The organism is Vibrio sp. L5-1 (assembly GCF_021728315.1).
Taxonomy (GTDB): domain Bacteria; phylum Pseudomonadota; class Gammaproteobacteria; order Enterobacterales; family Vibrionaceae; genus Vibrio; species Vibrio splendidus_K.
Window position 1 is genome coordinate 498691 of the sequence record NZ_JAKKCQ010000003.1, and the last position, 12801, is coordinate 511491.

The 12801-nt window shown below is 42.3% G+C and carries 8 protein-coding genes; 7 read left to right on the plus strand and 1 reads right to left on the minus strand.

Features of this window, described 5'->3' with window-relative positions:
• Positions 1-89 precede the first annotated feature (89 nt).
• From L3V35_RS14685 to L3V35_RS14710, 6 genes are all read left to right on the plus strand, one after another.
• Positions 90-1724: an ABC transporter substrate-binding protein gene (locus L3V35_RS14685; RefSeq protein WP_237300155.1), complete on the plus strand. Its 1635-nt coding sequence runs from the start codon at positions 90-92 to the stop codon at positions 1722-1724.
• A gap of 55 nt (positions 1725-1779) precedes the next feature.
• Entirely contained in the window at positions 1780-2754 is a 975-nt protein-coding gene (locus tag L3V35_RS14690; protein WP_048659636.1) for an ABC transporter permease, read from the plus strand.
• Positions 2755-2762: 8 nt separating this feature from the next.
• Positions 2763-3752, plus strand: a complete 990-nt coding sequence (locus tag L3V35_RS14695) for an ABC transporter permease (RefSeq protein ID WP_237300156.1) — start codon at positions 2763-2765, stop codon at positions 3750-3752.
• Positions 3752-4705, plus strand: coding sequence for an ABC transporter ATP-binding protein (locus L3V35_RS14700; protein WP_054547311.1), 954 nt, complete (start codon positions 3752-3754; stop codon positions 4703-4705). The genes L3V35_RS14695 and L3V35_RS14700 overlap by 1 nt, the downstream gene beginning before the upstream one ends.
• A gap of 10 nt (positions 4706-4715) precedes the next feature.
• Positions 4716-5705 (plus strand): ABC transporter ATP-binding protein, encoded by a 990-nt coding sequence (locus L3V35_RS14705; RefSeq protein ID WP_054547312.1) that lies wholly within the window; start codon positions 4716-4718, stop codon positions 5703-5705.
• Positions 5706-5782: 77 nt separating this feature from the next.
• Positions 5783-9226, plus strand: coding sequence for a hypothetical protein (locus L3V35_RS14710; RefSeq protein ID WP_237300157.1), 3444 nt, complete (start codon positions 5783-5785; stop codon positions 9224-9226).
• A gap of 89 nt (positions 9227-9315) precedes the next feature.
• Here L3V35_RS14710 and L3V35_RS14715 read toward each other — a convergent pair whose 3' ends face one another.
• Positions 9316-10311: a LacI family DNA-binding transcriptional regulator gene (locus L3V35_RS14715; RefSeq protein WP_054547314.1), complete on the minus strand. Its 996-nt coding sequence runs from the start codon at positions 10309-10311 to the stop codon at positions 9316-9318.
• Between the two features lie 548 nt (positions 10312-10859).
• Between L3V35_RS14715 and L3V35_RS14720 the strand changes: the two genes are divergently transcribed.
• Complete coding sequence (locus L3V35_RS14720) at positions 10860-12458, plus strand: glycoside hydrolase family 16 protein (RefSeq protein WP_237300158.1); 1599 nt, start codon at positions 10860-10862, stop codon at positions 12456-12458.
• The last annotated feature ends 343 nt before the right edge of the window (positions 12459-12801 follow it).

Here is a 12801-nt window from a genome sequence, read left to right on the forward strand (position 1 = left end):
ACCGATAGTAAATACTAAAGCACCCCCTTTTTTTAAAGTTAAAAGAAAGCGCTTTCTTTCTAGTTATTATCATTAAAAAGGACAACGTGATGCACAAAAAGACATTGATTGCTTCGCTCGCTATTGGAGCTTTATTTGGAGCATCTGTACAAGCAGATGAAGTAAAGCAGGGCGGTACGCTAACGGTGCCAATTATCAATACTGGCTTTGTTGAAAACTTCAACCCGTACACAACTAAAGACCTACTTCACGGTGTGATGTTTGAACCTCTAGTTGTATTTAACAATATGACGGGTGATGTTGATTACCGATTAGCTGAATCAGTTGAATTTTCAGAAGATCTTAAGACACTAACTCTTAAGCTTCGTGAAAACCTGAAGTGGTCTGATGGTACTAAACTAACAGCAGAAGACGTTGTATTTAGCTTTATGCTAACTAAAGACGCTCCAGCATTTGACCAAAAAGGTATTTGGTCAGCGGGTAACCTGCAAGAAGTTACTGCTTCTGATGAGAGAACGGTTGTCTTCTCACTGGCGGAAGCGGATTCTACTTTCGCTTGGAACCTAGAGCGTTACCACGTTGTACCGAAGCATATTTGGTCGAAAGTTGAAGAGCTGACAACGTTCACCAACTTGAACCCAGTAGGTAGTGGCCCAATGACCACGGTTAAATACATCAAGCCGCAACAGATGGAGCTATGCCGAAACCCTAATTACTACCTAGAGAACCGCCCGTACCTAGATTGTGTGAACTTCCGTTCTTACAATGATAACTCTCAAATCCAACCGGCCTTAATTAAAGGTGAAATTGATTGGGGTTCAAACTTTATCGCTGACGTTGAGTCAACGTTTGTTGGTGTTGATAAAGAAAACCATCATTTCTGGTACCCCGCTAACGATGCGATTCATCTTTACGTAAATACTAAAGAAGCGCCTTTTGATGATCTTCGCGTTCGCCAAGCATTATCTATGGCACTTGACCGTGAAACTATCGTCGATATTGCAGCTTACGGCTACCCAACGCCTAACTACAATGCTGGTGGTATTGCTGAGCTTTACGAAACGCATATCGACAAAGCTGTATCTGCTAAATACGCGGATCTGACACAATACGACGCTGAAAAGGCGAAAGCTTTACTTGACGAAGTTGGTCTAGTCGATAAAGACGGGGATGGATTCCGTGAAAAGAAAAATGGCGAAACATTTGAGTTCGACATTGAAGTCGTTGCGGGTTGGACTGACTGGATTCAAGTTGTTCAGATGGTATCTGAGTACTACGAAGAGGTTGGTGTAAAAGCGAATATTAAAACGGTTGACTGGTCTGTCTATGATAGCAACTTGAAAGACAGTAAATACACAATGTCTATCAACTGGTCAATGGTTGCGACTAACCCAATCTTGGCTTATCAAGAGTACTTCTCGACATCACGTATCGGGAAAACTTGGCATGCGGGTCATGGCGTTAATTCACCAGAGATCGATGCATTGATCGATAGCTTCGGCAAAATTGGTGACGCTGAACAGCAAGAAGAAGTGTTGAGCGAGCTTCAAGAATTTACGGCTAAAAATCTTCCGTTTATTCCTCTGTTCTCTAACCCGACTTGGTTCCAGTACAGCACTAAGAACATTGTTGGTTGGCCTAGCGCTGAGAACCCATACGTACAACCAGTATGGTACGACGGTGGTAAGCGAGTAATCATTCTCAACAACCTACACCTTAAGTAAGTTATTTCTAATTTGGCCGTAACGTAAGTTGCGGCTCTTAGGTTAAAAGATATTTATGTCATTTCTGTTTCGTCGATTCGGTTTTTATTTCACAGCCTTTCTGATTGCTATCTCGTTTAACTTTATGTTGCCTCGTTTAATGCCTGGTGACCCAGTAGATGCTCTGTTTGCTGCTGCTCAAGGTCGTATGGATCCAGCTCAGATGGATGCGGTTCGTGAGATGTATGGTTTTGTTGATGGTAATGTTTTCGAACAATACTTTGCATATATGAAGAGTGTATTTACGCTTGATTTGGGGCCGTCTATTTTGATGTTTCCTATTAGTGTTTCTGATGTGCTTGCTATGGCACTGCCGTGGACTATGTTTCTGGCGCTTGGTTCGCTCATTGTCGCTCTCATCATCGGTGTCAGTATTGGAACTTATGCGTCATATCGACGTGAAGGGCTGTTTGGGCAAATTGTTCCTCCAGTCTTGGCTTTTATTAGCAACTTTCCGTATATCGTAACCGCGTTACTGTTGTTCTATTTCTTCGGTCTAAAGTTAGATTTACTACCTTTGGCTTACACTTATGACCCGTCACTTGAGCCCGGTTTTACGTGGGAATTTGTTTCTAGTGTGGCTAAACACGCTGTGCTTCCAATGGGCTCTATGGTCTTGGTTGGAATCGCAACATGGGTCTTCAATATGCGTAATGCGATGATCAATGTCTTGGGAGAGGATTACGTGACGATGGCTGAGGCCAAAGGCTTGAGCAGCTATCGTGTGATGTCTCGATACGCTGGTCGAAATGCCATTCTTCCTGTCGCGACCGCTATTGCTATGGCAATCGGCTTCTCATTCGCGGGCTCAATCATGACCGAAGTAGTCTTTAACTACCAAGGCTTGGGCAACATTCTTCTTAAGGGAATTGTGGCGCGAGATTATCCTTTGATTCAAGCCATTCTTCTTATTTTAGTGACCGCAGTGCTTGTTGCTAACTTTATCGCCGACTTACTGTATGTCTGGCTTGATCCACGAATTTCGAATTGAGGCACATCATGGATAATTTAATTGACACTCAAAAAATTTCGAAGCGAACAAATATACCGGCACGTGAGCCGAAATGGTCGTGGAAAAATGTAAAGAAAACATTAGGTAAAGCCTATGCTTTTTTCTACGGTAACCCACCAGCAATCATCGGTACTTTTTTACTTACGGTAGTTTTAGCTGGTGCACTATTTGCCCCTGTTTTATCAACGCACAATCCCGAAAAGCGTGTTGCGCGCCCTCATGAAGCACCAAGTGCTGAACATATTATGGGCACAACTCGTAGTGGACGAGACGTGTATAGCCAAGTTCTTTTTGGGGCGAGAAAGTCACTGACTGTCGCGATCTCTGCGGGCGTAATTGCAATGACTATCGCAGTTTTAGTCGGCGTTTCTTCAGGCTACTTTGGCGGAAAAATTGATGAGCGCTTGAACTTTATTACTAACGTATTTCTCGTGTTTCCGCAGCTACCCTTGCTGATTGTTCTCGCTGCATTCTTAGGGCAAGTCGGTTCGTTGGTTATCACTATGTTGTTAGGAATAACCTCCTGGCCTTGGGGGGCGAGGGTAATTCGTGCACAGACCATGGCAATTAGAAGCAAAGAATTTATCATTTCTGCAGAGGTTATGGGTGAATCAAAAATTCGTATTATTTTAGTCGAGATTTTACCTAACTTAGTTTCGATTGTTTTTGGTGGCTTCCTTGGCACGGTTATCTACGCAATGGGATCTGAAGCTGGCCTTGGTATTTTAGGTTTAGGTGATGCAACGGAAGTGAGTTGGGGTTCAATGTTGTATTGGGCACAGACATCTTCGTCGCTATATACCGGAGCATGGTGGGAAATGATGGTTCCTGCATTAGCGTTAGCGATTACTGGTGGTGGATTAGCACTGATTAACATGTCCATTGACCAAGTGAGCAACCCTAAATTACGTACGGGCCCACACATCAAATTGTGGCACAAACTTAAAAAAGAAGCAGACAAACGCCGAGGTTTATAATGAGCAAGCTACTAGAAATTAATAATCTGTGTGTTGATTACGTTTCTCCTAATGGTGTAGCGAGAGCCGTAAACGACGTAAGTATTTCCATTGCGCCCGGAGAAACGCTCGGTATTGCTGGTGAGTCTGGTTGCGGTAAAAGTACATTGGCTTTTGCAATATCAAGGCTCCATAAAGCACCAGCCCTTATCTCTGAAGGCGAGATACTTTACAAAGGGCAAGATGTTTTAAAAATGAATAACAAGCAGTTACGTGACTTCCGCTGGAATGACGTTTCTATTGTTTTTCAAAGCGCAATGAACTCACTTAACCCTGTCATTACTATTGGTGAGCAGTTAACGGACGTTATTCTCGCGCATAAAAAGACACCTTATAAGCAAGCTCATGAGCGTGCGGTTGATTTATTAGAAACGGTCGGGATGCACGGCGATAGAATGTCGAGCTTTCCCCATCAACTGAGTGGGGGAATGCGCCAGCGTGTTGTTATCGCAATTGCATTGGCGTTGGAGCCTAAACTGATCATCATGGACGAGCCAACGACGGCACTCGATGTGGTTGTTGAACGTGAAATATTGAATGAACTGTATGAACTTAAGAGTAAGTTTGGTTTCTCCATTCTATTTATTAGCCATGACTTAAGTTTGATGGGTGAGATTGCTGATCGAATTGGCGTGATGTATGCGGGTAACCTTATTGAGTTAGGCGATGCTAAAACGGTATTTAGTGACCCCAAGCATCCTTATACCAAAGGGCTTATCTCTTCATTCCCGACTATTCATGGGCCAAAAGAACGCTTGTATGGGATCCCTGGAAATCCCGTCAACCTACTCGACACTCCTCAGGGATGTAACTTCCAAGAGCGATGTGGCGAATGCATTTCAATGTGCATCAAAAGTGAACCTCGTTTAGGCACAGTTGCGACTGGGCATCACGTATCTTGTCATCTAGTTTGAGCGAAAGATTATGAATACTTTAAATAACGTTGATAAAAGCGAAGTTATCTTATCAGTTAAGAACTTGGTAAAAGATTTTCCACTTGGCCAGTCAGTGAAAAGCAACATGATGCGAGCGGTTAATGATGTTTCATTTGATCTTCGAAAAGGAGAAGCATTAGCGATTGTTGGCGAATCTGGTTCTGGAAAAAGTACTGGTGCTCGAATTCTTACTCGCATTTACGATAAAACTGCTGGGGATATTGAATTTAAGGGCGAGCCATTATCTGACTATATTGAAAAACATGGTGAGCTTGAATATGCACGCCAAGTGCAAATGATTTTTCAAGACCCGTTTGGCTCGTTGAATCCTGTACACACGATTTACCACCATATTGCGCGGCCATTACTTATTCATAAGCGAGCAGAAAAAGATGCGGTTCCTAGCCTTGTTTATGAACTCCTTGAAATGGTTGGGTTGACGCCAGTAAAAGAGACAGCAGAGAAGTACCCCCATGAATTGAGTGGTGGACAACGACAACGTGTGGCTATCGCACGTGCAATTGCAGTGAGTCCTGAAGTTATATTGGCGGACGAGCCTATCTCAATGCTTGATGTGTCCGTTCGATTAGGCATCTTAAACCTAATGGCTGACTTGAAAGATAAGCATGGTATTTCGTTTATGTACATTACTCATGACATCGCGACGGCGCGTTATTTTGCTGAGAAAACGGCAGTTATGTACGTTGGACATATGGTGGAGTGGGGCAATAGCGACAATGTAACGCAGAATCCACAACACCCATATTCTCAGCTGTTGCTTTCAGCGGTACCTGAAGTCGGTAAATCAGGTAAGCGCGATATGAATGTGAAAAAGGGCGATATCCCTTCTTGGAAGCCAAGTAGTGTCGGTTGCCCGTTCGCAAGCCGTTGTATGAAAGCCGATAAGCTTTGCACGCAATCGATCCCAGAACCGACTCAAATTGCAGAAGAGCATTTTGCTCGCTGTCATCACCTATAAACCTTTAATCCTTTTTTGAAACGCAAAAGAAAGCGCTTTCAAAAATTTAAGAGTAAGAATTTTTTTGGAATTTTGATATGAAAAAAGACAATAATTTCACATCTGAAGTTGATGGTAAGTTCGTTGATTTAGATGGTGAGCGTTACTACCAAATCTCTAATGTTGACCAAATGACGCCGTTTTTTATTAGCGTTGTATCGTCGAGCGATCACTGGTTATTTATTTCATCGACAGGCAGCCTTTCAGCAGGACGCATTCGTCCGGAAAATGCGCTTTTCCCTTATAAGTCTGTCGACCATATTCATGAAAACGCTGAAAATACCGGGTCGAAATCCATTTTTCGCATTGAATACGGTGACAAGGTTGTACTTTGGGAACCGTTCAACACGTTTCATGATGGGATTTTCCAGGTTGAACGTAACCTTTACAAAAATACGATTGGAGACAAGATCGTATTTGAAGAAACAAACCATACTTTGCAACTGAAATTCCAATACAGCTGGAATACGAGCGAGAAATACGGCTTTATTCGTCGTTCAAAGCTGACCAATTTAGCGAGCTTCGAGCGTAAAGTTGAAGCGCTAGATGGCTTACAAAATATACTACCTTCAGGCGCTCCACTATCAGCACTCCAAACAAGAAGCGCATTAGTTGATGCGTACAAATGGAATGAGCAAGTTGATGGTAGTTCATTAGCACTATTCAGCATGTATGCCAAATTGAGCGATAGAGCGGACCCTGCTGAATCTTTGCTGGCGACTACAGTCTTTAGTTTAGAAACAGAAACTAGCCAAATTTTACTGACTAGCACTCAGGTGAATGCATTTAGAAAAGGGCGACCGATTGAAAGTGAGCCTTTGACTAAAGGGATTAGAGGAAGCTATTTAGTTCATAAGTCTCTGACACTGCGAGCACATCAAACCAAAGTTTGGTCGATTGTCGCTGATATAGACAAGACTCATTCCGATATCTGTCAGCTTCAATCTGAGCTCTCTGTTCCTGCTAACCTAGTATTAGCTTTAGAAAAGAGCATTGCAGATAATCAAAATGAATTGATCACATTGATGTCTGGCGCGGATGCGTGGCAAATAACAGCTGAAGAAAATACAAGCGTTCACCATTATGCCAATGTGTTGTTCAATAACATGCGTGGTGGCGTGTTTGAAAACGGCTATATGTTAGAAAAGGCTGACGTAGTTAAAACTATGGAAAAGGCCAACTCTCAGATAGTTGGCCGCCATCAAGACTTTTTTGAACAGTTAGGGGATGTTTTCAGCCATTCCGAATTAGTTTCGCGCGCTAAAGCGACAGGAGATTCTCAATTAGTTCGATTGAGCTACGAATATCTACCGCTTACTTTTGGACGTCGTCATGGTGACCCTAGCCGCCCTTGGAACCACTATGAGATTAAGCTCAAAGATGAAAATGGCGAACGCTTACTTTCTTATCAAGGCAACTGGCGTGATATCTTCCAAAACTGGGAAGCGATGGCTCTTAGTTATCCTGGGTTCATCAAATCATTCATCTCTAAGTTTGTTAATGCTTCAACGGTGGACGGCTACAATCCGTATCGAATCACTAAAGATGGTGTAGATTGGGAGCTGTTAGAGGCGGATGATCCTTGGAGTAACATTGGTTACTGGGGCGATCATCAAATCATCTATCTATTAAAATTCCTTGAGCTGGCAGACAAATTTGAGCAAAGCGATCTTATCGAATTATTAGAAAGTGACATTTTTAGTTATGCCAATGTGCCTTACGAGCTTTGTGGAGTGCAAGGTCTCTTTGATAACCCTAAAGATACCGTTGAGTTCAACCAAGACCTGCAGGAACTGACAGAGCAACGTGTCAAGAGTTTAGGCAGTGACGGTCGCTTGTTGATGACGGGTGACCAAGAAGTTTATATGGTCAACTTAATGGAGAAGATACTCGTACCTTTGTTGGCGAAATTGAGTAACTTAGTGCTTGATGGTGGTATTTGGCTCAATACACAACGTCCAGAATGGAATGATGCAAACAACGCTATCGTTGGCAACGGTCTGTCAATGGTAACCTTATACTACATGCGTCGCTATGTTGCCTTTATGCAGCGCCTGTTAGAGAAGTCACCATCTTCATACAGTATTTCCAAAGAAGTGTTTGAGTGGATGTCTTCTGTTACACAGATTGTTTCAGAGGCAAATACAGAGATTCGTCAAGATACGGTAACTCGTCAAACTCGCAAAGCAATGCTGACTAAGCTGGCTAAATCTGCTGCTAACTATCGTGAGCGTGTTTACCGAGTAAATGGATTTTCAGGGAAAACTAAAGTTGAGAAAGAAGCGATTGTTCAATTGATGGGCGCGAGCTTAAAAATCCTGGATTCTACGATTACAAACAACTTGCGTGAAGACGGTTTGTATAATGCGTATAACATCTTGAGTTGTTCTGGTGAGAGCTTAATGGTTGAAGAGCTTTACCCGATGCTAGAAGGACAGGTTGCAGTATTAAGTTCGGGTCTATTATCACCTAAACAAGCGGTTGAGTTGTTGGATAAATTGTTTGCCAGTGATATGTATCGTGCTGATCAAAATAGCTTCATGCTTTACCCTGACCGCGAGCTGGCTTCTTTTATGGACAAAAACTGTTTAGACGCTAAAGACATTGATCAGAGCAAATTGTTAAGCATGATGGTTGTTGCCAAAGATAACAGATTAGTAAACCAAGACAGCAAAGGTTCTTACCATTTCAATTCAAGTTTTGAAAACAAAGGTTTCCTTCAGACTGCGATTGATGAAATTAAAGCCGATTACCCGTCAATTAGTGATGATGAATTTTGTCATGTATCTAGTTTGTATGAGCGTGTATTCAACCATAAAGCCTTTACTGGGCGTTCGGGCACCATGTTTGGTTATGAAGGTTTAGGTTGTATCTATTGGCATATGGTTTCTAAGTTGCTGCTAGCTGTGCAAGAAAATTATCAGCATGCTTGGAGTATGGATTCTAATAGTAAGGAAACTCTTAAATTAGCGGATTACTATTACAAAGTGAGAGCTGGTATTGGCTTCAACAAAACGCCGGAAAACTACGGTGCGTTTCCGACGGATCCGTATTCTCATACGCCAAAGCACTCTGGAGCACAGCAGCCAGGGATGACAGGGCAAGTTAAGGAGGAAGTGATTACCCGTTTTGGAGAGCTAGGTCTAGAGGTCGTTGATGGCACAATTGTAATCAACCCATCACTTCTTAGTCCTAAAGAGTTCTTGCAAAAAGCGGCGACTTTTGACTGTCAAAATATTGAAGGACAAATGCAGAGCTTTATTGTTCAGGCTGGGCAACTGGCGTTTACTTACTGTCAGGTACCATTTATTTACCAACTCAATGATGAGCCAACACAGGGTATTGAAGTTCAGTTTAAAGACGGATCAAGTGAGGCATTTGCATCGTTAACGCTAAATCGTGAAATGGCTTCACAGCTCTTTTCTCGTAGTGGCCTCATTGAGAAAGTTGTTGTCGTATTGTCAAAGCACCAGTTACTCTAATTCTAATTTAAAGTGAAATAAAAAGGCTCTAAGTGAATACTTAGAGCCTTTCTTATAATTGTAAAAATAGGGTTTTTGATTTACGAAAATCAAAGCTTGGCCACGGACTCTCTTACAATCAATGTCGGGGTTAATTTGTGCTTCAATGGGTAGTCGCGTTTATTAATTAACGATAAAACACCTTTTGCAGCTTCTTCTCCCATTTCATGGACAGGAAAGTCGACCGTCGATAAGCGAGGACGAATATGCTGGCTATGAGTATCGTTATCGAAGCCTACGACCGAAAGGTCTCGCCCAATAATGAGGTTTCGCTCTGCTGCTACGTCATATACCGCAAGTGCAATGTTATCGTTTTGACAGAAAATTGCGGTGATCTCCGGGTCTCGATCTAACAAGCGTCGCGCAGCGTCGTGGTTGCCTTGATGATCAAAGCGCCCCTCTACAAACAGCCCTGCGTTGTATTCGATACCGAACTCTAACAAGGCATTTCGATACCCTTGAAAGCGATCTCTACTATCAACTTTACTCAACTGGCCTGTTATACAAGCGACTTTTTTATGCCCGTTTTCAAGTAAGTGCTTCGTTGCAAGGTAGCCACCAAGCTCATTATCAATGTAAATACAGCGATCAGAAATCTCAGGAATAAAACGGTTGAGAACAATCATTGTTTCACTGCCTTTCGCTATTTTGATCAGTTCGTCATCACTGAGCTTGTCTGAGTGAACAATGAGGCCATCCACAAGTTTAGATTGCAAAAACTGGATGGAGTCTAGCTCTTTGGTGCGTGATTCTTGGCCACTGGTAACGATCAAGTGGATATTGCTCTGGCGAACAGTATCTTCAGCCGTGTGCATTAATGGGCCATAGAAAGGGCCATCAAGTGAGCCGACTAACATGCCGATACTATTTGAACGGCTAGATGCTAGAGCTTGGGCAAATGCGTTCGGTTTGTAACCTAACTGCTCAATCGCTTTGAATACTTTTTCGCGATTGGCCTCTTTTACCGTAGGGTGACCATTCAATGCTCTTGAGACGGTTGATTGAGAAACTTGAGCAAGTTCAGATACTTCTTTAATGGTGATCAATGGTAGTGGCCTTATCTCTATTAGGAGTTAACTAAGCTATATTACCTTTGTGGTTTGCACGAGCCTAGTAATCCAATGATTAATATTTGAAAACTCTGAACTGCTTAACGCTTAATTTAATTCTTAAGCATACAAAGTAAGGTAACGGATATTTTCATAGACATTATAAAATACTCAAGAAAGCGTTTTCTTTGGTGCTATTATCAAAGAAAACGTACTTTTTGAGTATTGAACAGATATTTTTAAAAAGATACCAGTAAATATAGGTCTCTTAGGAAATTAATTCATCGATCCGCAATGAAATTTAATTGGGGTTCTGCTCGAATTACAATCAATTTTAACAAAATGTGAAATCAAACAAGAAAGCGCTTTCTTTGGGTGATCATGGTCTCTTTTTAACGCTAGGCACTTTTATATACTCATTTTCATAAAGGCGGGCATGGTATCTCCGCGTCATGTTCGTAAGTCACTCATTAATCGATTTTATCTTTATGGGGCACCCATATTACGTGTCGCCTGTTTGGAAGGTCGTGATACAAGGAGCTGTAATGCAACATCTCAACACTCAGGTAAAAATATTAGCGTCTTTGACTACCGCGGCATTGATGTCCGGTTGTACGACGGTAGAACTACCGGCTTCTGGCAGTGCCGACTTAGCTCAAACCGAAAAGCCGATTGTGCTATCCCATGTACCGGTTGTTTCAAGCTCTGATTGGCAATTGGTGTGGGAAGACCAGTTTAACGGTGAGCAAATAAATAAACGCAATTGGTCATTAGAAGTGAACTGCTGGGGAGGAGGGAACAATGAACAACAGTGCTATACGGATGATCCGAATAACGCGTTTGTTAAAGATGGCCTTTTACACATTGTCGCGCTGAAGAAAAGTCATACTGGGCCTGATAATGCTGAAGGCTCGCTTGGTGGAGCAACGAAGACTCTTCCTTATACCTCTGCGAGATTGAGCAGCAAAGACAAGCGTGACAACAAATATGGCCGTTATGAAATCAGAGCAAAGTTACCTGGTGGACAAGGTTCATGGCCCGCAATCTGGATGCTGCCAACCGATAATAAATATGGCTCATGGGCAGCTTCTGGCGAAATCGATATTATGGAAGCGGTTAACCTAAACACACTTTCAGATGCGGCGGGAGCGAAAAATGATGATCTAGAGAGCCGAATCTATGGGACGTTACATTACGGACGAAATTGGCCAGACAATGTTTATAAAGGGCAGGCCGCGATATTGCCAAATGGTGTGAACCCTACTGATGGCTTCCATACATACGCGATTGAGTGGGAAGAAGGTGAAATTCGTTGGTATGTAGACAATATTCATTACGCGACTCAAACTCAAGAGGGTTGGTACAGCCAATATGAAGCGGAAGAAGGGAAACTCATTAATGCGAGTGGAGCAGCTCCGTTTGATGAAAAGTTTCATTTGTTATTGAACTTGGCTGTCGGTGGGGCGTGGTCAGCAAACGCAAATGATAAAGGAATCGACGAAGGTTTGTTTCCGAAAACAATGCTAGTTGATTCAGTAAAGGTTTACCGTTGTAAGGTTGATCGTTGGAAAGGAAAAGGGTGTGCAAGTCGTTCTGAACACGCAATACAAGTAATCGGGCACGAAGCGCCAGAGATCTTAGCAACCGATGATAGTTATGCCGATGGACCAACGTTGGAGATTTTTACCGAAACTCTTAACGCAAGCTTGGCTTATGCAAGTTATGACCCATTGGATATTGTTGACTATCAAGAACTGACCGAACCAGATCGTGGAACAGTGCTACAAGTAAATAAGAGTCAAGGAGCAGGAAATATCTATTTTCGTTCTCCTGTAACGGATGTGACACATTGGCAAGAAACGGGTGAACTGGTCTTTGATTTGAAAGTTGAGAGTATGGCTGATGGGGTTGAACTACTGGTTAAGATGGACAGTGGCTGGCCGAAAACAAGTGACTATACCGTGCCGCTATCAGTAATGAATGAATGGAAGACGGTACGTATTCCAATAGCTGACATTTTAAAGAGAGACAACCGTTTTGCTGGTGGGAATCAAGCTGATCCTACAGTGATCACTAATATTTTAGTGTTTGAGCCTCAAGGAGAAATGAGTTTTAAATTAGACAATATTCGATTTGAAAAGTAAGCCTTTTAACTAGTTACTTTTAATCAAAGCTTGAATAGAAAGGGAGCATACTATGTATGTTCCCTTTTTTTTGCGATGATTTTTGCGGGAGGAAATCGTTTATGTGCTCGAGGCAAATTCTGCGTGATTGAACGGACCGATACGTTCTTATTATGTGGTCAGTGATATTTTACTTAGTTCCATAATTGTTCAAACAAAATACTTAACATCTTGGGTTTTTGTGACTCACGCATAAGAAAGCGCTTTCTTTGTTGGGTTTGATCACGGTTTATATTCACAGGATCGATTTATACTCTTTCCATACCAACTGAGCGGTTAAAGCCAATAAGATTAAGAGTGCATA